We start from the raw sequence: 22,514 nt of genomic DNA, 5'->3' as shown, positions 1-22,514 counted from the left end.
CTTTAGCGAGTGAGCTCCTTTTAACTCCTTACAGGAGCTGATTGTGAAAGACTTATTAAACTTTCTAAAAGCACAGCATAAGACCGAAGAATTTGATGCAATCAAAATCGGTCTATCTTCACCAGACATGATCCGTTCATGGTCTTTCGGTGAAGTTAAAAAACCTGAAACGATCAACTATCGTACGTTCAAACCTGAACGCGATGGTCTGTTCTGTGCGCGTATCTTTGGTCCAGTTAAAGACTACGAATGTCTTTGTGGTAAGTACAAGCGCCTGAAGCACCGTGGTGTTATCTGTGAGAAGTGTGGTGTAGAAGTTACACAAACTAAAGTTCGTCGTGACCGTATGGGCCACATTGAACTGGCTTCACCAGTAGCTCACATCTGGTTCCTAAAATCGCTACCGTCTCGTATCGGTCTACTAATGGATATCCCTCTACGTGATATCGAACGCGTTCTGTACTTCGAAATGTACGTAGTAACAGAGCCTGGTATGACTGATCTAGAAAAAGGTCAGATGCTTACTGAAGAAGAGTATCTAGATCGTCTAGAAGAGTGGGGCGACGAGTTCACTGCTAAGATGGGTGCGGAAGCTATCAAGGACCTACTAGGTTCTATGGATATGCACGCTGAAGCAGAACAAATGCGTGAAGAGTTAGAGACAACAAACTCTGAAACTAAGCGTAAGAAAGTAACTAAGCGTCTTAAGCTGGTAGAAGCGTTCATCGCATCGGGTAACAACCCTGAGTGGATGATCCTAACTGTACTTCCAGTACTTCCGCCAGATCTACGTCCTCTAGTACCTCTAGATGGCGGTCGCTTTGCGACTTCTGATCTTAACGATCTATACCGTCGTGTGATCAACCGTAACAACCGTTTGAAGCGTCTTCTAGAGCTAGCTGCTCCGGACATCATCGTACGTAACGAAAAACGTATGCTGCAAGAGTCTGTTGATGCGCTACTAGATAACGGTCGTCGTGGTCGTGCGATCACAGGTTCTAACAAGCGTCCTCTGAAATCTCTTGCTGATATGATCAAGGGTAAACAAGGTCGTTTCCGTCAGAACCTTCTAGGTAAACGTGTAGACTACTCTGGCCGTTCTGTAATCACAGTAGGTCCATACCTTCGTCTACACCAGTGTGGTCTTCCTAAGAAGATGGCACTTGAGCTATTCAAACCATTCATCTACAGCAAGCTAGAGACTCGTGGTCTTGCGACTACAATCAAAGCTGCTAAGAAAATGGTAGAGCGTGAAGAAGCGGTCGTTTGGGATATCCTAGACGAAGTAATCCGTGAACACCCAGTACTATTGAACCGTGCACCGACACTTCACCGTCTAGGTATCCAGGCGTTCGAACCAGTACTGATCGAAGGTAAAGCGATTCAGCTACACCCACTTGTTTGTGCGGCGTACAACGCGGACTTCGATGGTGACCAAATGGCGGTTCACGTACCTCTAACTCTAGAGGCACAGCTTGAAGCTCGTACTCTGATGATGTCGACAAACAACATTCTGTCGCCAGCGTCAGGTGATCCGATCATCGTACCTTCTCAGGACGTTGTATTGGGTCTGTACTACATGACTCGTGAAAAGATCAACGTGAAAGGTGAAGGCATGTACCTTTCTGGCCCAGAAGAGGCTGAGAAAGCATACCGCACTAAACAAGCTGAGCTTCACGCACGCGTTAAAGTACGTATTACAGAAACTGTTGTAGACGAAGATGGCAACAGCACTACAGAAACCAAGATGGTAGACACCACTGTTGGTCGTGCAATGCTATGGCAAATCGTGCCAGCTGGTCTACCGTACAGCATCGTTAACCAAAAGCTAGGTAAGAAGCAAATCTCTAACCTACTTAACGAGGCGTACCGTAAACTAGGTCTGAAAGACACAGTAATCTTCGCTGACCAAATCATGTACACAGGTTTCGCATACGCGGCACTTTCTGGTGTATCTGTTGGTATCGACGATATGGTTGTACCAGCAGCTAAGTACACTGAAATCGCAGAAGCGGAAGAAGAAGTACGTGAAATCCAGGAACAGTACCAATCAGGTCTTGTTACTGCGGGCGAACGCTACAACAAAGTTATCGATATCTGGGCATCGACCAACGACCGTGTTGCGAAAGCAATGATGGAAAACCTTTCATCTGAAACGGTAGTTAACCGTGACGGTGAAGAGGAACAGCAAGAGTCATTCAACAGCATCTACATGATGGCGGACTCGGGCGCTCGTGGTTCTGCAGCACAGATTCGTCAGCTTGCGGGTATGCGTGGTCTGATGGCGCGTCCAGATGGTTCAATCATCGAAACACCGATCACAGCGAACTTTAAAGAAGGTCTGAACGTACTTCAGTACTTTATCTCAACGCACGGTGCTCGTAAGGGTCTTGCGGATACGGCACTGAAAACAGCGAACTCGGGTTACCTAACTCGTCGTCTAGTAGACGTTGCTCAAGACGTTGTTGTAACTGAACATGACTGTGGCACTCACGAAGGTGTCGACATGATGCCTCACATCGAGGGTGGTGATGTTAAAGTTGCACTTTCTGAGCTTGCTCTTGGTCGTGTTGTTGCTGAAGACGTACTAAAACCTGGCACTGAAGACGTTCTTATTCCACGTAACACACTGATCGATGAGAAGTGGTGTCAAATCATGGAAGAGAACTCAGTAGACAGCATGAAAGTGCGCTCTGTAGTAACGTGTGATTCTGACTTCGGTTGTTGTGCACAATGTTACGGTCGTGACCTAGCACGTGGTCACCTAGTGAACCAAGGTGAAGCAGTGGGTGTTATTGCTGCTCAGTCTATCGGTGAGCCAGGTACACAGCTAACGATGCGTACGTTCCACATCGGTGGTGCGGCATCGACAGCAGCGGCAGAGAACAGTGTTCAAGTTAAGAACAACGGTTCTATCAAGCTACACAACGCTAAATCTGTATTGGCTGATGACGGTAAGATCGTTATCACTTCTCGTGCGACAGAGTTAACTATCGTTGATGAGTTTGGTCGTACTAAAGAGAAGCACAAACTGCCTTACGGTACGCTACTAAGCAAAGGCGATGGTGATACAGTTCAAGCTGGCGAAACAGTTGCAAACTGGGAAGCGCACACACTACCTATCATTACTGAGGTAGCAGGTCGCATCCAGTTCGTAGATATGATCGACGGCGTAACAGTATCTCGTCAAACTGATGACCTAACTGGTCTATCTTCAAGCGAAGTAACTGACCCAGCAGCTCGCCCTTCAGCAGGTAAAGATATGCGTCCAGCTATCAAACTTGTTGACGAGCAAGGTAACGATGTAATGATCCCTGGTACTGATATGCCAGCTCACTACTTCCTACCTGGTAAAGCGATTGTGAACATCGAAGATGGCGCAGCAGTAGGTGTTGGTGCAACACTAGCACGTATTCCTCAGAAGTCTGGCGGTAACAAAGATATCACCGGTGGTCTTCCACGAGTTGCTGACCTATTTGAAGCACGTAAGCCGAAAGAGCCTGCAATCCTTGCTGAGCACACAGGTACTGTGAGCTTTGGTAAAGAGACGAAAGGTAAACGTCGCCTAGTGATCACACGTGAAAGCGGTGAAGCTTACGAAGAGATGATTCCTAAGCATCGTCAGTTGAACGTATTCGAAGGTGAAAAAGTTGAACGTGGTGATGTGATCGCAGATGGTCCAGAGTCTCCACATGACATCCTACGTCTACGTGGCGTACACGCGGTAACGCAGTACATTGCTAACGAAGTACAGGAAGTTTACCGTCTACAAGGCGTTAAGATTAACGATAAGCACATTGAAACTATCGTTCGTCAGATGCTACGTAAGTGTACTATTACTCACTCTGGTGACTCTGAGTTCCTACCTGGTGAGCAGATTGAATACTCACAAGTTAAGATTGCTAACCGTAACCTAGAAGCTGAAGGCAAAGAGCCTGCACGTTTCGAACGTGAACTACTAGGTATTACTAAAGCATCTCTAGCGACTGAGTCGTTCATCTCTGCGGCATCGTTCCAGGAGACAACTCGCGTACTAACGGAAGCTGCGGTTTCTGGTAAGCGTGATGACCTACGTGGTCTGAAAGAGAACGTAATTGTTGGTCGTCTGATCCCAGCTGGTACTGGTTTCGCATACCACCAAGAGCGTCAAGCTAAACGTTCTGAAGCGCAAGATGGTCCTTCTGCTGAGCAAGCAACGGATAACCTAGCGGCACTTCTAAACGCTGGTTTCTCTTCTGAAGAGTAAGTCATATAACGAGTAATCGTTAAAAGCTTAAGAAAAAGGCACCTTCGGGTGCCTTTTTAGTTTTTATACTACTTTGTTCTTCCGGTGGGATTTTCGATAAAGCTAGAAACAAAAAAGACCGACGATGATCGTCAGTCTTTTCTCTCACTCTATTTCTGAATGTTTGCAAATACTAAGCTCCAGGTGGCATAGACAGGCTTTCTGCGATTTGCTGTATCAGATAGTCCTCGACTTCAAAGCGAGTCTCAAGAATTTCCCCAATGAGACACATATCAGAATCGAAATCATTTAATTCATCATCTTCAGTCACTTCTGAGTACTTATCGTTAAAGTTCAATAATGGTTCAGTCGTTAGAACAATTTGACCATAGGTTTGATTGATCTCATTAGTCACGACAAAGCCGGTTGCTTTCCAACGGTCCATAACCATGTCATAAATTTTAAAGTGGCCTTCGGAGATGTAATCAACGAGGTGCTGACAGAAATCCTGCAGTTCGGAAGGAGATGGGAGTTCAATAACATTGGTTTTCGAACAAGGTTGCAGCGCTGCAAGCTTACAATATTCAACAATCAGGGATTGTCGTGTCTCTAACCAGTGATCAATGACATCACTTGAGCCACCCCACTGGTCTTGTGTTTGTTTGAATTTTCTTAGCATGACCATGCCCTCATGATCTGATCGCCCATCGGCGAACGTATCCTTTGCAAAGCAAAGTTAGTAAAGTTATTACAAACTCTTGTCCTTACTAGAATTTAGAGTGCACATTTACTTAACGATAAACTCTAGTATGAAATTAGATTGCCAGTAAAATGAACGAACTTCAAGCAAAGGGATGGTGTAATGTTAAGAAAAGGTGATGTTAACCGCGCGATAAATGCATACTGGTGTGTTGTTGCAGGAAGTGAAATTTGGCTGGTGGATGGTGCTGTGCCCTTCGGGTCTGCAGAGCAGTTATCACTGCCAGTAACGAGTGCAAGACCCATTGGTGAGTATTCTGGTTCGCCCGTCATGTGGCTTAACTTGGCCGATTTAGAGCATGATCTACCTTTAGTATCCCTGCGTGACTGCCTGCATTTTCCTGAGCCATTATTTATGTTGTTAAGTAAAGCTGTGCAATATGGGCACATGACGCAAAGTTTGCGCTTTTGTCCACAGTGCGGAGGAAGAAACTTTCTTAATAATAACCAGTTAGCCATGCAGTGTGGTGAATGTCGCACCCTTCATTATCCTAGAATATTTCCGTGTATTATCGTTGCTGTACGTAAAGAAAATCAGATCTTATTAGCCCAACATCCAAGGCATCGAAATGGTATGTATACGGTTATTGCGGGTTTTCTAGAAGTCGGTGAGACATTAGAAGAGTGCGTGGCTCGAGAAATTCATGAAGAAACGGGAATTCTCGTTAAAAATATTCGTTACTTTGGCAGCCAGCCTTGGGCTTTCCCATCCAGTATGATGATGGGGTTTTTAGCTGACTATGAATCCGGAGAGTTAAGCCCAGACTACACTGAGCTGTCTGATGCACAATGGTTTGGTATCGACGAGATGCCGCCTGTTGCGCCTAAAGGAACGATTGCAAGAGCACTTATCGAACAAACGCTGAAAGATATAGACTCTAATTGTCTGATAAATAGATAAAAAAAACCCTCCGAGAGGGAGGGGGTAAGTAAGATGTCGTTATGAGATGCTGAGTACTAAGTACTCAGTTTATAATTGTAGTTTTCGCTAGCGAACAAATTTTTAACACTGATACCGATTGGGTGCAAATTAAGCATTGATTTAAAAGTTAATAACTTGATCCAGGTTGCAAAGCACACAGCTATTGGACTTAAATCAGTGATAGAATACCCTCTTTCACAGAAAGCCTAACAGTTGGAATTACGGAATGACTGAATTAAAAAATGATCGTTATCTGCGTGCGCTTTTAAAAGAGCCGGTAGATTACACGCCAGTATGGATGATGCGCCAGGCAGGTCGTTACCTACCAGAATACAAAGCGACTCGTGCAGAAGCGGGTGATTTCATGTCTTTGTGTCGAAATGCAGAATTAGCATCCGAAGTGACACTTCAACCATTACGCCGTTTTCCTCTTGATGCCGCGATCTTATTCTCGGACATCTTAACGATTCCAGATGCAATGGGGCTTGGTTTGCGTTTTGCTGCGGGTGAAGGACCTGTTTTTGATAACCCAATTACATGCAAAGCCGACGTGGAAAAAATTGGTTTGCCAGATCCTGAAGGTGAACTGCAATACGTAATGAACGCAGTACGCCAGATCCGTAAAGACCTGAAGGGTGAAGTGCCGCTGATTGGTTTTTCTGGTAGTCCTTGGACTCTTGCGACGTATATGATCGAAGGTGGTAGCTCTAAAGCGTTTACCAAGATCAAGAAGATGATGTACGCGGAACCACAAACTCTGCACCTACTTCTAGATAAGCTGGCAGACAGCGTTATCGAGTACTTAAACGCGCAAATTAAAGCGGGTGCGCAATCGGTAATGGTATTTGACACATGGGGTGGCGTACTAACGCCTCGTGATTACAATCTGTTCTCACTGCAATACATGCACAAGATTGTAGATGGTCTGATTCGTGAAAACGACGGTCGTCGCGTGCCAGTCACACTGTTTACTAAGAATGGCGGCATGTGGCTTGAGCAAATCGCAGCAACGGGCTGTGATGCGGTTGGTCTAGACTGGACAATCAACATTGCAGACGCGAAAGCACGTATCGGTGATAAAGTGGCGCTGCAAGGTAACATGGACCCATCAATGCTTTACGCTTCACCAGAGCGTATCCGTGAAGAAGTAGCGGATATCCTAGAAGGATTTGGTGATACGGGGACTGGTCATGTGTTCAACCTAGGTCACGGTATCCACTTGGATGTACCGCCAGAAAACGCGGGCGTATTTGTGGATGCGGTACACGAGTTATCTAAGCCATACCACAAGTAAGTTAGATTTTTTGAAATCAAATGCCGGCATTCAGTGCCGGTATTTTTTTGCCTAAAATTCAGTTTTTCTATCTGAGACTCAAGGCTGTACAGCTCTAGTAGTATTTGGCCTACTATGATCTAATTACTACTCTAGCTGTACACTAGATATTAAAGTTTAATATAAACAAATACTTATAATTTCTGGTTTTATGTTCTAATTTTCTTGTACAGATAATCAAGCAATTAGATCATAGGTAACCTAAAGCATCGAGTGAACGCGTTTTTTAAGGTATGGCACGACGTCAGATTCAAACCAAGGATTCTTCTTTAACCACAATGTATTGCGTGGAGATGGGTGAGGGAGCGGGATAAAGTCCGGTTCCCAATCTTGCCATTGCTGAACGGTTTGCGTGAGCGTCTTTGGTTTGTTGGTGAGATAGTACTGCTGCGAGTACTGACCAATTAGTAGAGTGAGCTCTATATTGGGCAGTTGCTCAAGAATCTTTTTATGCCAAGTGGGCGCACATTCTTTACGAGGCGGTAAATCACCAGAGTTCCCTTTGCCTGGATAACAGAATCCCATTGGGACAATGGCAATTTTATTTGGGTCGTAGAAAACGTCTTTGTCGATATCGAGCCATTGGCGTAATCGATCACCACTTGGGTCATTCCAAGGTATCGAGGTTTTGTGTACACGTGTGCCAGGGGCCTGACCGATGATTAGGATGCGTGCCCCTTTTGCGGCTTGTACGACAGGGTTTGCACCCAAAGGTAAGTTATCCGCGCAGATCTGGCAGGCCCTCACTTGCTGCAATAGCTCGTCTAACGACATTCTTAGTAACCCTTTTCGAAATCCACTTGATAATTTAATGAAAACCCATCGCGCCAGCGTAGATAGTTGTCAGCAAAAATCTCGATGACTTGCTCGGGAAAACTCAGCGCAGCAATGTGTGGAGTGATGGTGACTTGCGGTAGTTTCCAAAATGGATGCTCTACCGACAACGGTTCTTGCTCAAACACATCTAAGAAGGCGTGTTCTACCCAACGGTTTTTCAGAGCGAAGAGCAACCCTGCCTCATCCAGTACGTCGCCACGACCTACGTTAAACAATAACGCCTGATTTAGTTGGCTGAGCGTTTGACGATTAAGTAACTGTCGCGTCTCAGGTGTACTTGGTAGAGTATTCACAACGATGTCGGCTTGCTCAAATGCCTTACTTAGTTCATTGATATGAAAGGTCTGATGAAACTCGCCGCCTAGAGTAGGGATACCTGTGCGGTTAATACCGATAGTTTTTATCCCCATTGCTTTAGCGGCGTTGCCCAGATAGCCCCCAATGCTACCGGTACCAAGAATTACCATGGTTTTACTTTTTAATGACGTGTACAGGTGAGGCTGCCATTGTTTGTTTTGTTGCTGCTGGTGGTATCGGGCAAAGTGGCGGTAATGGGCAATACTGTAACCCAAAACATATTCAGCAATCAGTGGACCAAAGATGCCTCGAACGTTAGTTAGAGTATAGTCCTGACGAAGGCTAGGGGATGTTAAGGCGTTGACACCAGCAAACGTGGATTGTACCCATTCAAGCTGTGAAAACTCGTCTAAGCTTTGTGATAGTAAGGGTGGATCCGCTAGTACGATCTGAGCGGCTTCTGGTTGGTCGGTGAGGCAAAGATCGGGCAGATTTTTCTCTGCCAGTAACGTTTTGTAGGTGTCGCGATGCTCTGAGAGCAGGAAAATCTGATTTGAATGCGGCATTAACTTTTTTCCCTGTGATGAATCAAGTACACTTTCGCTGTTTTTTTCTTCAATGATTGAGTGACTATGCTTAAGAATCCTCTTCAGGTTCGTTTAGAAAAACTAGAACCTTGGCAACAAATTACCTTTATGGCGTGTCTGTGTGAACGCATGTATCCAAACTATGCGATGTTTTGTGAGAATACAGAATTTGCTGACCCGCGTGCTTACCGAGCGATTCTTGATAGTGTATGGGAAATTTTGACAGTTAAGAACGCGAAAATTAACTTCGAACGTCAATTGGAGAAGTTAGAAGAGTTGTTCCCAAGTGCGGATGAGTTCGATTTTTACGGCGTTTACCCAGCGATGGACGCGTGTCAGGGTTTGTCTACGTTACTGCATGGTCTATTGGACCGCGACTACCTTTTCGATTCAATGCTTAAAGTGAGTCAACAGTCGGTACAAACCGTTGCTGATCTAGAGCAAGCACAAGGCGCAGAGCCAATCACTAACGACAACCAGAAAGAAAACGAAGCCGTATGTGAAGAGTGGGACGTCCAGTGGGCTATCTTCCGTCCGCTGCGTGAAGCGGTAGAACGTGACATCAGCTTGATTAAAGATTTGCGTGAAGAGCTACGTGAAGAAGGTGTGAGCAACATCGGTATTGCACTTTAATCGTTGAATAAATAGAAAAAGGCATCCTAACTGGATGCCTTTTTTGTTTGTGCGTTTAAGCTGTTATACCTAATGCTGATTACGATTCTTTCGAGTCGGATTTCGGTGGCTCTTGAGCTTCTGGCTCTTTATCCTGCTTCTCCGGCTCATTATCTTCTTCATCGTCATCGCGGCTTTCGATTACGCCGTGCATTTCTTTCCAGCTTTCCCAGCGTTGGTAAGCCAGCTCCTGCATGTCAGTGCTTTTATCTGCTTCGTCGATGATCTCCTCGCCTACGAGGTGTTCAAAAATATCTTCCAACGTTACCAAACCTAGCACGGTACCGTATTCATCAACAACAAGTGCCAGCTGTAAGCGATGAGTCATCATCTGGTCGAATACTTTAGGTAAAGTGGTATTGTTTAGCACCACTTGAATTGGGCGCATGATTGCTCCCAACTGTTTCTGTCCACAACCTGATTGTTGTAGTTTGAACAACTCAAGGCGATGCACAAAACCAATGATGTTATCTTTCTGTTCGCTGTAAACCAATGGGCGTGAGAAAGGCGTATCTTTGTGTTTTTCTAGGAACTCATTGATGGTCATTGTGGCATCGACACGGAATACTACTGGTCGTGGCGTCATAACCTGCGTTACGGGTACATCTTGGATGCCAAGCAAGTTGCTTAAGATTTTTGATTCACCCTCGGCAAATTCACCGCTTTCACGTGCCAGAATCGCCATTGCAGACAGCTCATCACGCATCTTTGGAGCTTCGTGGTTACGAGCAAGACGCTTGGTGATTTGCTCTGAGAACCAAACAAAGGGTGTAAGCGCCCATACCATCCAACGCAATGCGACCGCGGCAGTGGGTGCCAACTGGCGCCAGTAGGTCGCGCCAATCGTCTTCGGTACGATTTCTGAAAGCACTAAGATCGCCAATGTCAGCACTGCCGAAAAGATACCTAATGCTTCGCTACCAAATACAACCGCAGCTTGTGCACCAGCAGTGGCCGCGCCGATCGTGTGAGCGATGGTGTTTAAAGTCAGAATAGATGCCAGTGGTCGGTCGATATCTGATTTCAGCTTAGCCAATTGCCCAGCTGCGGGATGCCCCTGTTGATTGAGCTGCGCAATGTAGCTCGGACTGATACTCAGCAGTACCGCCTCCAGCACCGAACAGATAAACGAAATGCCGATTGCAATAGAGATATAAATGGATAACAGCAGCATAGTTGCCCTTGAATGTAGTTTGATAGTGGTTATTTGCAGCTATTATAACCGCAAAAGTGACTTATAAATTGGTCCAAATACCTTGGAAAGCAAGGGTTTTCAGGGGGTATGTGGTAACAAATTGTGAGTTATTACTCATATTATGGCTAAAAGTACGTCAGAAAATCGAAAGATCGCTTACAAACCTTTGCCAGATGGGGCATTTATGTTTTAGAGTGAGACGAATTCGATAACCTATGAGAAGGGAAACCTAATGAACAAGACCCAATTAATCGACTTTATCGCAGAGAAAGCAGACCTATCAAAAGCACAAGCAAAAGCTGCTCTTGAAGCGACTCTTGATGGTGTAACTGGCGCACTTAAAGAGGGTGACCAAGTTCAACTAATTGGTTTTGGTACATTCAAAGTAAACCACCGCGCTGCACGTACTGGTCGTAACCCTAAGACTGGTGACGAGATTCAAATCGCAGCAGCTAACGTACCAGCATTCGTAGCAGGTAAAGCGCTGAAAGAATCAGTAAACTAAGTTAGAATGCACCGAGGTATCCTGCCTCGGTGCAATTTCATGAAAAAACATCTACTCACTTCACTTCTCCTATCTAGCCTTACCCTTTTTGGCTGTTCATCGGTTGAAACTCCTAATTTAGAACAATTCACGCATTTTTCTGGTGGTAAAGTTGCGGGAGATGCTAGCAGCTTGTACTGGATGACAGAGAAACTCACTCGTGTGAGTACGGCGGCTGATTATGTGACTATGGGGGACAATGGTTGGTTCAAGAGTGATTATCGCTGGGATGAAGGTGAGTTGCGAGAGTTGATTCGAAAAGGCGAGCAAGTTGATACCAAACAAGAGTTGGTGCCTTTTCAAATCCACATCCGTTTCAATAAAGATGGCGAAGCGGTTTACCAACAATATCGTGTTAACCGTAAAGTCTTACCACTTCAGCATGACCAATTAGAGCGCTACAAAGCAGAAGCGAATGACGTAGTGGCATCGGTTAAGGCGCAGTCTCGTAACAATCAGAGCCTTATTCAAGGTTATTGGAATGGTCAATCGTTTGAAACCTGCAAAGGTAAGGTGTTCTCGACACTCGAGTTTAATCAGACGTTGCCAAAATTTATTATCGAGCGTCTCTCATCGGTAGACAGTTATGTGGCTTTTGTCGGCAAGCAGTCACGAAACAAAGCAATGGTCGATGAACTGTTGATGCTCAATGACGATGACTTTGATTGTGTTTCTCGGCCAACGTTGATCTCTGAATAAACATTGCTTCGAATTCTGTCGAACAAGAACAATAAAAAAGGCGCTGAGTGCGCCTTTTGTTTTTTAGCCAACTTATGTTGTTTTTATTTTTCTTGCTCACGTGCAATTGCACGGTAGCCGATGTCGTTGCGATGGAACATGCCATCCCAACTGATCTGTTTTGCAAGCTCGTAAGCACGCTGCTGCGCTTCTGATACACTGTTGCCAAGTGCGGTTGCACAAAGAACACGACCACCGTTTGTCACGATGTCGCCATCTTTGTTATCTGTACCAGCATGGAAGACTTTTTCGCCTTCAATTTCAACTTGTGGCAGACCCGAAATAACGTCGCCTTTGTTGTACGCTGCTGGATAACCACCGGCTGCTAGCACGATACCAATAGATGCGCGCGGATCCCATTTAGATTCCACTTGATCAAGCTTCTCGTCGATTGCCGCTAGGCACAGATCAACAAGATCCGATTCCATGCGCATCATGATAGGTTGCGTCTCAGGATCACCGAAGCGGCAGTTGTACTCGATTACTTTCGGAGTGCCGTCTTTGTCGATCATCAGACCCGCGTATAGGAAACCAGTGTAAGGGTTACCTTCAGAGGCCATGCCACGTACTGTTGGGTAAATCACTTCTTCCATGATGCGGTTGTGGATTTCCTGTGTTACCACTGGAGCTGGAGAGTATGCTCCCATGCCACCGGTGTTAGGACCCGTATCTTTGTCGCCTACGCGTTTGTGGTCTTGGCTGGTGGCCATTGGCAGAACGTTCTCACCATCCACCATCACGATGAAGCTTGCTTCTTCACCATCTAGGAACTCTTCGATAACGACACGACTACCAGCATCACCAAATGCGTTGCCTGCTAGCATGTCTTTGATTGCGTCTTCGGCTTCTTCTAGCGTCATTGCCACAATCACGCCTTTACCAGCCGCAAGGCCGTCGGCTTTCACCACAATCGGCGCACCTTGCTCACGCACGTAAGCAAGCGCTGGTCCAATTTCTGTGAAGTTTGCGTAGGCACCGGTTGGGATTTGGTGACGAGCAAGGAAGTCTTTAGTAAACGCTTTAGAGCCTTCAAGCTGTGCTGCTGCTTGGGTCGGGCCGAATATTGGCAAACCCGCTTCGCGGAACGCATCAACCACACCAATAACCAATGGTGCTTCTGGGCCAACGATAGTCAGTTCAACCGCCTTCTCTTTGGCGAAAGCAACAAGGCCAGTGATGTCTTCTACATCGATGTTTATGTTCTCTAGTTTTGGCTCTAGTGCTGTACCTGCGTTGCCTGGTGCAACGAAGATAGTCTCAACATTTGGGTTTTGCGCTGCTTTCCAGCCTAGCGCATGTTCACGACCGCCTGAACCAATGATTAAAACTCGCATATGAAAATCCCTAATCTTATAAATACTGTTTACTCAAAGTAGTTGGTGATGTGGCTAGGCAACAATTGAGCCCATCCCCGGGAGCATAGCCAGCTATGTGACCGGGGTGGGCGAAAGCAGCTAACGACGCCACAGTGCCAAATACGAAGAGGAAATTAGTGGCGGAAGTGACGCATACCGGTAAAGATCATCGCCATGCCGTGTTCGTCTGCTGCTGCAATAACTTCGTCATCACGCATAGAACCACCTGGTTGGATAACACACTTGATGCCCGCTTCTGCAGCCGCGTCGATACCGTCACGGAATGGGAAGAATGCATCTGATGCCATGACACAACCTTCAACCTGTAGACCTTCGTCTGCAGCTTTGATGCCTGCGATTTTCGCAGAGTAAACGCGGCTCATTTGGCCAGCACCTACACCGATAGTCATGTCGCTTTTCGAGTAAACGATCGCGTTAGATTTCACGTATTTCGCTACTTTCCAGCAGAACAGTGCATCTTTTAGCTCTTCTTCTGTTGGCTGGCGCTTAGAAACCACTTTTAGGTCGTCTAGGCTTACCATGCCTTGGTCGCGGTCTTGAACCAGTAGACCACCATTCACGCGTTTCACGTCAAAGCCAGTTGTCTTAGTTGTCCACTCGCCACACTCAAGTAGACGCACGTTTTTCTTCGCTGCAACCACTTCAATCGCTTCAGCAGAAACGGAAGGAGCGATGATGACCTCAACGAATTGACGTTCAACAATAGCGGTTGCTGTTTCAGCATCTAGCTCTTGGTTGAATGCAATGATGCCGCCGAACGCTGATGTTGGGTCAGTTTGGTAAGCGCGGTTGTATGCTTCTAGAATGTCTTTACCCAGCGCTACACCACATGGGTTCGCGTGTTTTACGATCACACATGCTGGCTCGTTGAACTCTTTCACACACTCAAGTGCGGCGTCCGTGTCTGCGATGTTGTTGTAAGAAAGGGCTTTACCTTGGATTTGGCGAGCAGTAGAAACAGATGCTTCTTGTGGGTTTGCTTCAACGTAGAATGCGGCTGCTTGGTGGCTGTTCTCACCGTAGCGCATGTCTTGCTTCTTCTCGAACTGTTGGTTGAACGTACGTGGGAATTTAGACTCTTCATCACCTTCTTTGTTCTCACCGTAAGATGGAACCATAGTGCCGAAGTAGTTTGCGATCATGCCATCGTAAGCGGCAGTGTGTTCAAAAGCAGCGATGGCAAGGTCGAAGCGCGTCTCTAGAGTTAGGGACTTGTCGTTTGCGTCCATCTCTGTAATTACGCGGCCGTAATCACCTGCATTAACAACGATAGTCACGTCTTTGTGGTTTTTCGCTGCAGAACGAACCATTGTTGGGCCGCCGATATCGATGTTTTCAACAGCGTCGGCTAGTGTACAGCCTTCTTTGGCAACGGTTTCTGCGAATGGGTATAGGTTTACGACAACCATATCGATAGGGTTGATGCCGTGCTTTTCCATCACGTCATCATCTTGGCCACGACGACCAAGCACACCACCGTGAACTTTTGGGTGAAGCGTTTTAACGCGGCCGTCCATCATTTCTGGGAAACCAGTGTAGTCAGAGACTTCGGTTACGGCGATGCCTTGTTCGGCAAGTAGGCGAGCTGTACCACCAGTAGATAGGATATCGACACCGCGCTCAGCAAGAGCTTGCGCAAACTCAACAATACCTGTTTTGTCTGATACGCTGATAAGCGCACGGCGAATAGGACGAGCGTTATTCATGCTTCCATTTTCCTCAAATTCACGGAGTTAAAGATGTTTGCCAAAAATGAACTTGTTTTTACCTCTTGGGGTAAAATATTGGCCAGTTTTGGTAAAGACCTTTGCAGGGTGTTTTCTGGTTAGAAAACAGTCTCCACATTTGATGGCGCGTATTCTAACCAATTTATTACAAAAAAGCTCGCGCAATCGTTTGGCATCTCAAAAATAATTGCAAAAAAGTCGTTCTTTAGCTTTAAAAGTAACGAGATAGTTAATAGGGAAAGTTATGTTTCAGATAGGTGAACTGGCAAAACGTTGTGGTGTGACTGCCGATACATTGCGTTTCTACGAGAAAAACGCGCTAATAAAACCCGCAGGACGAAGTGAGTCAGGCTACCGCTTGTATGATGAAGAGAATCAAAAGCAGGTGCACTTTATCCTCAAAGGTAAAGATCTTGGCTTGAGTCTGGATGAAATTAAAGACCTGTTAGAAATTAAGTTAGAAGCGACAGAACACAGCTGTGCAGAGGTAAAAGCCATTACTTCTGCCAAGTTAGAGCTGATTGATGGGAAAATTAACGAGCTGACGAAAATTCGCCGAGCGTTAAAGAAGATTAATGATGCTTGTTGTGGTCATACAGACGATGACGCCACACATTGCTCTATCCTTGCCGCACTTGAGTAGTCTCATTCTTGCATCACTTAACTTAAGTTTGCATTTTTGGCGACTTGCTTTTCTAGGTACATGCTGCTTTCCCACCTATAATCTTGCCTTTAGTTACTTGTAGGAATCGACCATTGTCTGATTCCTAGCGTAACGCTGTCTGTAGATACGAGAGTTTTCATACATGGTTGGAGTCTATTTTCAAATCAATGACTGGGTTTTGAGCGTTGATGAAAATAAGCTGTATCGACAAGATAGGGAAGTTACTGTTGAGCCACGCTTAATTAATCTTTTGCACTTCTTAGCGGAGCATGCGAATGAGGTGTTCAACCGCGAGGAATTGATTCAGTACGTTTGGGCTGGAGCGATTGTGACCGATCAAGTGGTGACTCAATCCATCTTTGAGTTGCGTAAGCTACTACGTGACGGTCGAGAGGAAAATACCAACTACGTTATCACGGTGCCCAAGCGTGGCTATAAGCTGGTAGCGAACGTGGTTACTATGACGCATGAAGAGTTTGTCACAAGTCGGCAAAATGAAGAGATCCTACCTTCTGTTGAAGAATCGGAAGAGGATTGTCTACCTATAGCACCAGCCGTTACCTTTCCTGCCGGTCCTCTAACTCGCGCAGTCTGCGAGATGTCAAAAGAGAAAAAAGCACCTCAGAGCAAAAACAAAATCAGTCCTTGGCGATTGGGAATTATGAACTTCATCTGGATCAGTATGTTGGTCGTAGTGATGGGCGTGTTTACCTACAAGCAGTCGGAAGTGCGTATTACCCAAGCCATCGATACCCATCTGATTGAGTTCAAGTTTCAAGATAATTTTACGAATGAAGGATTAAGCTACGATTTGGCAGACGGATTCGCCCAAAAGTTGATGTCCGACATTGCTCAAGTCAGTGATTACCGAGTCATGCTAAAGAAGGCGTCGTTTACTTCTGGCATTGTGCCTGGTAAATCGGTTGTGGTGAGAGTTCGTGAGAATGACGGTGGCAGCTTTTTAGAGGTGGAATATCGCAATAACTCATCTGAAAAAGTGTTGTTTAGTCGTCAATACGCGTTAACCAGTAGTCATTTAAAGACAGTGCTTCAACAAGCGTCGTTGGATTTGATGCAAGTGCTGAAAGTGTCGGATGCCAAATTGAAATCTACGATGCTGGTGGCGGGAATGCCAATGAATCCCGACGCGTTGGAGTTGTTTGTTCAGGCTAACCATTACCTTAATGTCTCTGATACTAAACAATTCCGCCAAGGTATCGACTTGATGGAAAACATTTTAGAAATCGAGCCGGATAATGCTTACGTTCAAGCTGAGTTGTTGATTGCTTACCATGTACAAAAGGCACTTGATTTCTCACAGGAGTTGAAGAAAGGGCGAATGCAGCAGCTCAGTGAAGCACTAGAGACTAATGTGAAAATGATGGTGGGGCCAATTCAACCGCGAATTTATGAAGCTTTAGCACTGCACGAAACCATCATTGGTGACATGGCGTTAGCCAAGCGGCATCTCGGACAGGCATTGAGGTTACGTGATTCAGTGCTTTCCTATGTGATTCGCGGTAAGCACGCCGAATTGGATGGTGATCTGGATTTAGCCAGTGAGTCTTACAGTGAAGCTTTCTATATTGATACGTCGGTTGAGACGTACCTGCTGTGCGAAAACTTGGTCTTCCCAAGTAACATGAAGGCGATTGATTACGCCATGTATCGCGCCGTTCACCCTTCTGTCGTTCGAATGCTTTAATTCTCTCGGACTCAACGTCAGTCTAATGCTAGCCCCTCATTTCGGTGAGGGGCTTTTTTGTCGCTGTCGAAAAGTGAAAAGGGTGGGGAGGTGGGGCAATGACTTACGAAGGAGCTAACAACGCAAGCTTGCAACGGGAATACATACCCGCTTTGCTTCTCTATCTCTATCTCTATCTCTATCTCTATCTCTATCTCTATCTCTATTGATTGTATGAAGTGTCTGGATGAGTTGTGTGGCGAGAATGATTCTGATGCTTTCTTGCAGGAGAGATGAATATTGACTTGGGTCAAAAAGCGCGATCAGGGAGAGATTTATGGACTCAACAGTTCAGGGAATTAACCCTTCGGGATGGGGAAGTTGATAGAGGTTGATAACTTTTATCGCGATGACCAACGAGTTGATGAGAGTTTATCTATCAGTAGAAGGTTTGATGTTTTTCTTATAACTAAATGAATAATATGGTTTTATATTTTTGTTTTTATCATGTTTATCTCAACTTGATGTTGATGAACTAATCATTTTATTGATAACCCCAAGTTTATTTTTTTCCTAGTTTTTGGGCGTAGTCTTCACTTCGAAATTTAGCGAGGTCGAGCAGGTTTTTCCTCATAGCATCTCGCTAATAACCATTCAGTTTGAGTCATGTTGACTCGAGTAGAATAGATTTGGAGATGTTATGTCATCGAATGCGAAAAAAATCGGCCTTATTGCCTGTACGGGTGTCGTAGCCGGTAACATGATGGGTAGTGGTATTGCACTATTACCTTCTAGTCTTGCCTCTGTAGGCTCTGTTTCAATCTTCAGTTGGCTGATCTGTTTGGTCGGTGCACTGAGTCTGGCGTTTGTTTACGCTCGTCTGGCAACCAAAAACCCACAAGAAGGTGGTCCTATCGCTTATGCTGGCGAAGTGTCTCCGGTATTTGGTTTCCAAACGGGCGTTCTTTATTACCACGCGAACTGGATTGGTAACCTGGCTATTGCCATTACAGGTGTTTCTTACCTTTCAGTATTCTTCCCTGTGCTTAATAACCCAATCCCAGCAGGTATTGCGACGATTGCATCGGTATGGATCTTCACTTTCGTCAACCTACTTGGTGGTAGCTGGGTAAGCCGTCTATGTACGCTTGGTCTAGTTCTTATCCTTATCCCTGTTGTTGGTACAGCTGCATTTGGTTGGACACACTTCGACACTGCGCTTTACAGCCAAAACTGGAACGTATCAGCAGGCACTGACAGCCACGCGGTAGTTACAGCGGTTCTTATCTGTCTATGGTCATTCGTAGGTGTGGAATCAGCAGCGGTATCGACTGGTATGGTAGAAAACCCTAAACGTACCGTACCACTAGCAACTATGTTAGGTACTGGTATCGCAGGTGTAATTTACATCCTATCAACTCAAATGATCAGCGGCATGTTCCCAGCGTCAGAAGTTGCAGCATCAGGTGCGCCATTTGCATTGGCAACCACTGAGCTATTCGGTAGCTGGACTGCACCATTCGTATCAGCATTCACAGCACTAGCATGTTTCACTTCGCTAGGTTCTTGGATGATGCTAGTAGGTGAAGCAGGTAAACGCGCAGCAAACGACGGCAACTTCCCTAAAATCTACGGCGAAACTGACAAAAACGGTGTGCCTAAGAAAGGTCTAATCCTTGCGTCAATCAAGATGACTGCACTGATGGTTGTACTGATGTTCTTCAGCTCTAAAACAGCGCACGCATCAGACCTGTTCAACCAACTAACGACTGACGCAGTTCTACTAACTATGCTGCCTTACTTCTACTCAAGCATTAACTTGATTCGCTTCGAAGGTATGACAACACGCAACGGCTTCGTAATGCTGTTCTCTGGTGTAGCTTGTCTGTTCTGCTTCATTGCCCTTGCTGGTGCAGAAGGCGGTACGCTAACAGCAACCTTCATCGTGTCTCTCGTTATCTTGATGTTCTACAGCAAAAAAGCAGGTCTTGCTCAGTACGTGAAAATGCACGCTGAAGATATGCCTGCCCAAGCAAGCAACTAATCCCCAAAACGCTGGCACTAAGGTGCCAGCCCATAAAACCCAAATTCACGCGGCGCTCACCTTACTCATTGCCTGTAAATGGCAAAGAGCGCCCTCATTCGCCTTGGAGATGTCCAAATGAATATATTCGCTATCTTGAACCACATGGGTGTGTTCTTTAAAGAAGAGCCAGTTCGTCAACTTCACGCTGCTCTTGAGAAAGCGGGCTACGAAGTGGTTTACCCAGTAGATGATAAAGACTTGATCAAAATGATTGAGATGAACCCACGCATTTGCGGTGTGCTGTTCGACTGGGATAAATACTCACTAGAGCTATGTGAACGTATCAGCCAAATCAACGAAAAACTGCCTGTTCACGCATTTGCTAACGAACAGTCTACTCTAGACATTTCACTAACAGACCTACGTCTAAACGTGAGCTTCTTCGAGTACGCTTTAGGTATGGCTGACGACATCGCTATCAAAATCAACCAAGCGACTGAGGCATACAAAGATGCCATCATGCCTCCATTCACTAAAGCGCTATTCAAATACGTAGAAGAAGGTAAATACACCTTCTGTACTCCAGGCCACATGGGCGGCACTGCATTCCAGAAAAGCCCTGCCGGTAGCATCTTCTACGATTTTTACGGTCCAAACACATTCAAAGCGGACGTATCAATCTCAATGCCTGAGCTAGGTTCTCTACTAGACCACTCAGGTCCACATAAAGATGCAGAAGAATACATTGCACGTACATTCAATGCAGACAGCTCTTACATCGTAACGAACGGTACGTCTACATCGAACAAAATCGTTGGTATGTACTCTGCACCTGCGGGCAGCACAGTACTGATTGACCGTAACTGTCACAAATCTCTGACTCACCTAATGATGATGAGCGACGTGACACCAATCTACTTCCGCCCAACTCGTAACGCATACGGCATCCTTGGTGGTATTCCACAAAGCGAATTCAGCCGTGATGTCATTGCAGAGAAAGTGGCGAAAACACCAGGTGCAACAGCACCAACTTACGCAGTAGTGACTAACTCAACTTACGATGGTCTGTTGTACAACACACAATTCATCAAAGAGTCGCTAGATTGTAAACACATCCACTTCGACAGTGCTTGGGTGCCTTACACTAACTTCAACCCAATTTACGAAGGTAAATGTGGTATGAGTGGTGAAGCGATGCCAGGCAAAGTGTTCTACGAAACACAATCAACACACAAACTGTTGGCGGCATTCTCACAAGCTTCAATGATTCACGTGAAAGGCGACTTTGATAAAGAATCTTTCAACGAAGCATTCATGATGCACACTTCAACTTCACCTCAGTACGGCATTGTTGCTTCTACTGAAACTGCAGCGGCAATGATGCGCGGCAACACTGGTAAGAAGTTGATGCAAGACTCTATCGATCGCGCAATCCGCTTCCGTAAAGAGATCAAACGTCTAGAAGCAGAAAGCGACAGCTGGTTCTTCGATGTATGGCAACCAGAAAACATCGATACCACAGAATGTTGGAAACTAGACCCTAGCGATACATGGCACGGCTTCAAGAACATGGATGACAACCACATGTATCTTGATCCAATCAAAGTAACGCTACTGACTCCTGGGATGAATAAAGAAGGCGAACTAGAAGAATCAGGTATTCCTGCTTCGCTGGTGGCTAAATTCCTAGACGAGCGCGGCATCGTGGTAGAGAAAACAGGTCCATACAACTTGTTGTTCCTATTCTCAATCGGTATCGACAAATCAAAAGCAATGCAATTGCTACGCGGCCTAACTGAATTTAAACGTGGCTACGACTTGAACCTAACCATCAAGAGCTTCCTACCTTCGCTATACAACGAAGACCCAAGCTTCTATGAAGGCATGCGTGTTCAAGAACTAGCACAAGCGATTCATGACCTAACTAAGAAATACAACCTACCTGAGCTAATGTACAAAGCGTTCGATGTACTTCCAGAAATGAAAGTAACACCACACGCAGCATGGCAAGAAGAGCTTCGTGGCAACATCGAAGAAATCAAACTGGAAGAAATGGTTGGCCGCGTAAGTGCGAACATGATCCTTCCTTACCCTCCAGGTGTGCCACTAGTACTTCCTGGTGAAATGGTGACTCAAGAGTCTCGCCCTGTGCTGGACTTCCTAGAGATGCTTTGTGAGATCGGTGCGCATTACCCAGGTTTCGAAACCGACATCCACGGTTTATACCAACAAAAAGATGGTAGCTACACCGTAAAAGTATTGAAGAACTAAGTTCCTCTCGAAGATGACGTCATTGGGAATGCAAGCATGCTCCACTCTTACGAGCTCAATGCGTCATCGAACAATAACGACATTTAGATATACCCCTAACTAATCTGTCGTAAAGAGAAGGGCAAGGATGCTCTGATCTTTTCTTCTATATATAGAAGAAACACTTTTCCAAGACTTCACCTGAAGTACCCCAAATAAAAAGCAAAGACCAAAAGAGCAGTTCGTCATCGTTCTGCTCTTTTTTTCGTCTTTATATAGATAGAAAGAGAAAAAAGAACCAAGAGAGATAAGATCAGCAATCAAAATCACAAAGAAATCGGCGATCTTTTAATGCAGAAGTCAGGTGTTTCATCATGAAAAGATCCTCTGCAACCCGAAATATTAGACAAGATCGTTGAGTATCTATGCAGAATGCTTGTTATTTGTTCGGTTGAAAGTTTTTTTGCAAAAAACGCTTGTGCTAATTTCTCAACCCCCTATACTGCGCATCCACCGACACGGAGTGAGACGAAAGTCACACAGCGAGTTGGGAAGAGAGAAAAAAGAATTTGAAAAAAACGCTTGACTCTCTCACGGTGTGAAGTAAGATACGCACCCCTAACGACGAGCAACTAAGTTGCTGAAAATGTTAGAAAAGCTCTTTAAAAATAAGAACCT

At 45.5% G+C, this 22,514-nt stretch carries 16 protein-coding genes; 10 read left to right on the top strand and 6 right to left on the bottom strand.

Translation table 11 applies throughout. From position 1 onward, the window contains the following. Positions 1-43: 43 nt before the first annotated feature. On the top strand, positions 44-4,246 hold the full coding sequence (rpoC, locus tag R7Q38_RS21760; RefSeq protein WP_005382514.1) for a DNA-directed RNA polymerase subunit beta': 4,203 nt from the start codon (positions 44-46) through the stop codon (positions 4,244-4,246). Positions 4,247-4,418: 172 nt separating this feature from the next. Here the strand turns inward: rpoC and R7Q38_RS21755 are convergent, their stop codons facing one another. Further along, positions 4,419-4,910: an Rsd/AlgQ family anti-sigma factor gene (locus R7Q38_RS21755; protein ID WP_005382515.1), complete on the bottom strand. Its 492-nt coding sequence runs from the start codon at positions 4,908-4,910 to the stop codon at positions 4,419-4,421. 177 nt (positions 4,911-5,087) lie between these two features. Between R7Q38_RS21755 and nudC the strand changes: the two genes are divergently transcribed. Continuing rightward, a complete protein-coding gene (gene nudC / locus R7Q38_RS21750; protein WP_005382516.1) occupies positions 5,088-5,885 on the top strand; it encodes an NAD(+) diphosphatase in 798 nt (265 codons plus the stop codon). 247 nt (positions 5,886-6,132) lie between these two features. Beyond that, positions 6,133-7,200 carry a uroporphyrinogen decarboxylase gene (gene hemE, locus R7Q38_RS21745; RefSeq protein ID WP_005397282.1) on the top strand — a complete coding sequence of 356 codons (1,068 nt, stop codon included), beginning with the start codon at positions 6,133-6,135 and terminating at the stop codon, positions 7,198-7,200. A gap of 240 nt (positions 7,201-7,440) precedes the next feature. Here hemE and R7Q38_RS21740 read toward each other — a convergent pair whose 3' ends face one another. Together R7Q38_RS21740 and R7Q38_RS21735 are read right to left on the bottom strand one after the other, a co-directional pair. Continuing rightward, complete coding sequence (locus R7Q38_RS21740; RefSeq protein WP_005382518.1) at positions 7,441-8,013, bottom strand: uracil-DNA glycosylase family protein; 573 nt, start codon at positions 8,011-8,013, stop codon at positions 7,441-7,443. 2 nt (positions 8,014-8,015) lie between these two features. After that, positions 8,016-8,939: a D-2-hydroxyacid dehydrogenase gene (locus R7Q38_RS21735; RefSeq protein ID WP_213906398.1), complete on the bottom strand. Its 924-nt coding sequence runs from the start codon at positions 8,937-8,939 to the stop codon at positions 8,016-8,018. Between the two features lie 66 nt (positions 8,940-9,005). Here R7Q38_RS21735 and R7Q38_RS21730 point away from each other — a divergent pair, with 66 nt between their 5' ends. Next, a complete protein-coding gene (locus R7Q38_RS21730) occupies positions 9,006-9,593 on the top strand; it encodes a YjaG family protein (protein WP_005382520.1) in 588 nt (195 codons plus the stop codon). A gap of 79 nt (positions 9,594-9,672) precedes the next feature. Here the strand turns inward: R7Q38_RS21730 and R7Q38_RS21725 are convergent, their stop codons facing one another. Next, entirely contained in the window at positions 9,673-10,806 is a 1,134-nt protein-coding gene (locus R7Q38_RS21725; protein WP_017821795.1) for a hemolysin family protein, read from the bottom strand. Positions 10,807-11,059: 253 nt separating this feature from the next. Here R7Q38_RS21725 and hupA point away from each other — a divergent pair, with 253 nt between their 5' ends. Together hupA and R7Q38_RS21715 are read left to right on the top strand one after the other, a co-directional pair. Further along, complete coding sequence (hupA, locus tag R7Q38_RS21720) at positions 11,060-11,332, top strand: nucleoid-associated protein HU-alpha (RefSeq protein ID WP_005382524.1); 273 nt, start codon at positions 11,060-11,062, stop codon at positions 11,330-11,332. Between the two features lie 39 nt (positions 11,333-11,371). Beyond that, on the top strand, positions 11,372-12,070 hold the full coding sequence (locus R7Q38_RS21715) for a DUF1481 domain-containing protein (RefSeq protein WP_031780911.1): 699 nt from the start codon (positions 11,372-11,374) through the stop codon (positions 12,068-12,070). A gap of 83 nt (positions 12,071-12,153) precedes the next feature. Here R7Q38_RS21715 and purD read toward each other — a convergent pair whose 3' ends face one another. Both purD and purH read right to left on the bottom strand, forming a co-directional pair. Next, positions 12,154-13,443, bottom strand: coding sequence for a phosphoribosylamine--glycine ligase (gene purD / locus R7Q38_RS21710; protein WP_239939052.1), 1,290 nt, complete (start codon positions 13,441-13,443; stop codon positions 12,154-12,156). Positions 13,444-13,598: 155 nt separating this feature from the next. Then, complete coding sequence (purH, locus tag R7Q38_RS21705) at positions 13,599-15,191, bottom strand: bifunctional phosphoribosylaminoimidazolecarboxamide formyltransferase/IMP cyclohydrolase (protein ID WP_213967259.1); 1,593 nt, start codon at positions 15,189-15,191, stop codon at positions 13,599-13,601. Between the two features lie 265 nt (positions 15,192-15,456). Between purH and zntR the strand changes: the two genes are divergently transcribed. The 4 genes from zntR to R7Q38_RS21685 all read left to right on the top strand — a co-directional run bounded on the left by zntR (position 15,457) and on the right by R7Q38_RS21685 (position 21,857). Further along, on the top strand, positions 15,457-15,855 hold the full coding sequence (zntR, locus tag R7Q38_RS21700) for a Zn(2+)-responsive transcriptional regulator (protein ID WP_005382529.1): 399 nt from the start codon (positions 15,457-15,459) through the stop codon (positions 15,853-15,855). A 163-nt stretch (positions 15,856-16,018) separates the two neighbouring features. Next, positions 16,019-17,581: a lysine decarboxylation/transport transcriptional activator CadC gene (gene cadC / locus R7Q38_RS21695; protein ID WP_064368841.1), complete on the top strand. Its 1,563-nt coding sequence runs from the start codon at positions 16,019-16,021 to the stop codon at positions 17,579-17,581. A gap of 679 nt (positions 17,582-18,260) precedes the next feature. Continuing rightward, positions 18,261-19,604 carry a cadaverine/lysine antiporter gene (gene cadB, locus R7Q38_RS21690; RefSeq protein ID WP_171346301.1) on the top strand — a complete coding sequence of 448 codons (1,344 nt, stop codon included), beginning with the start codon at positions 18,261-18,263 and terminating at the stop codon, positions 19,602-19,604. Between the two features lie 117 nt (positions 19,605-19,721). Then, positions 19,722-21,857, top strand: coding sequence for a lysine decarboxylase CadA (locus tag R7Q38_RS21685; protein ID WP_017635553.1), 2,136 nt, complete (start codon positions 19,722-19,724; stop codon positions 21,855-21,857). The last annotated feature ends 657 nt before the right edge of the window (positions 21,858-22,514 follow it).

Origin of the sequence: Vibrio sp. Vb0598 (assembly GCF_033338935.1) — a bacterium.
Lineage (GTDB): Bacteria > Pseudomonadota > Gammaproteobacteria > Enterobacterales > Vibrionaceae > Vibrio > Vibrio alginolyticus.
This window is presented reverse-complemented; position numbering and strand designations above follow the sequence as displayed.

Coding starts and splice junctions, on each gene's coding strand:
- R7Q38_RS21755 (WP_005382515.1), bottom strand. CDS start 4,910: ATGGTCATGCTAAGAAAATTCAAACAAACACAAGACCAGTGGGGTGGC.
- nudC (WP_005382516.1), top strand. CDS start 5,088: ATGTTAAGAAAAGGTGATGTTAACCGCGCGATAAATGCATACTGGTGT.
- hemE (WP_005397282.1), top strand. CDS start 6,133: ATGACTGAATTAAAAAATGATCGTTATCTGCGTGCGCTTTTAAAAGAG.
- R7Q38_RS21740 (WP_005382518.1), bottom strand. CDS start 8,013: ATGTCGTTAGACGAGCTATTGCAGCAAGTGAGGGCCTGCCAGATCTGC.
- R7Q38_RS21735 (WP_213906398.1), bottom strand. CDS start 8,939: ATGCCGCATTCAAATCAGATTTTCCTGCTCTCAGAGCATCGCGACACC.
- R7Q38_RS21730 (WP_005382520.1), top strand. CDS start 9,006: ATGCTTAAGAATCCTCTTCAGGTTCGTTTAGAAAAACTAGAACCTTGG.
- R7Q38_RS21725 (WP_017821795.1), bottom strand. CDS start 10,806: ATGCTGCTGTTATCCATTTATATCTCTATTGCAATCGGCATTTCGTTT.
- hupA (WP_005382524.1), top strand. CDS start 11,060: ATGAACAAGACCCAATTAATCGACTTTATCGCAGAGAAAGCAGACCTA.
- R7Q38_RS21715 (WP_031780911.1), top strand. CDS start 11,372: ATGAAAAAACATCTACTCACTTCACTTCTCCTATCTAGCCTTACCCTT.
- purD (WP_239939052.1), bottom strand. CDS start 13,443: ATGCGAGTTTTAATCATTGGTTCAGGCGGTCGTGAACATGCGCTAGGC.
- purH (WP_213967259.1), bottom strand. CDS start 15,191: ATGAATAACGCTCGTCCTATTCGCCGTGCGCTTATCAGCGTATCAGAC.
- zntR (WP_005382529.1), top strand. CDS start 15,457: ATGTTTCAGATAGGTGAACTGGCAAAACGTTGTGGTGTGACTGCCGAT.
- cadC (WP_064368841.1), top strand. CDS start 16,019: ATGGTTGGAGTCTATTTTCAAATCAATGACTGGGTTTTGAGCGTTGAT.
- cadB (WP_171346301.1), top strand. CDS start 18,261: ATGTCATCGAATGCGAAAAAAATCGGCCTTATTGCCTGTACGGGTGTC.
- R7Q38_RS21685 (WP_017635553.1), top strand. CDS start 19,722: ATGAATATATTCGCTATCTTGAACCACATGGGTGTGTTCTTTAAAGAA.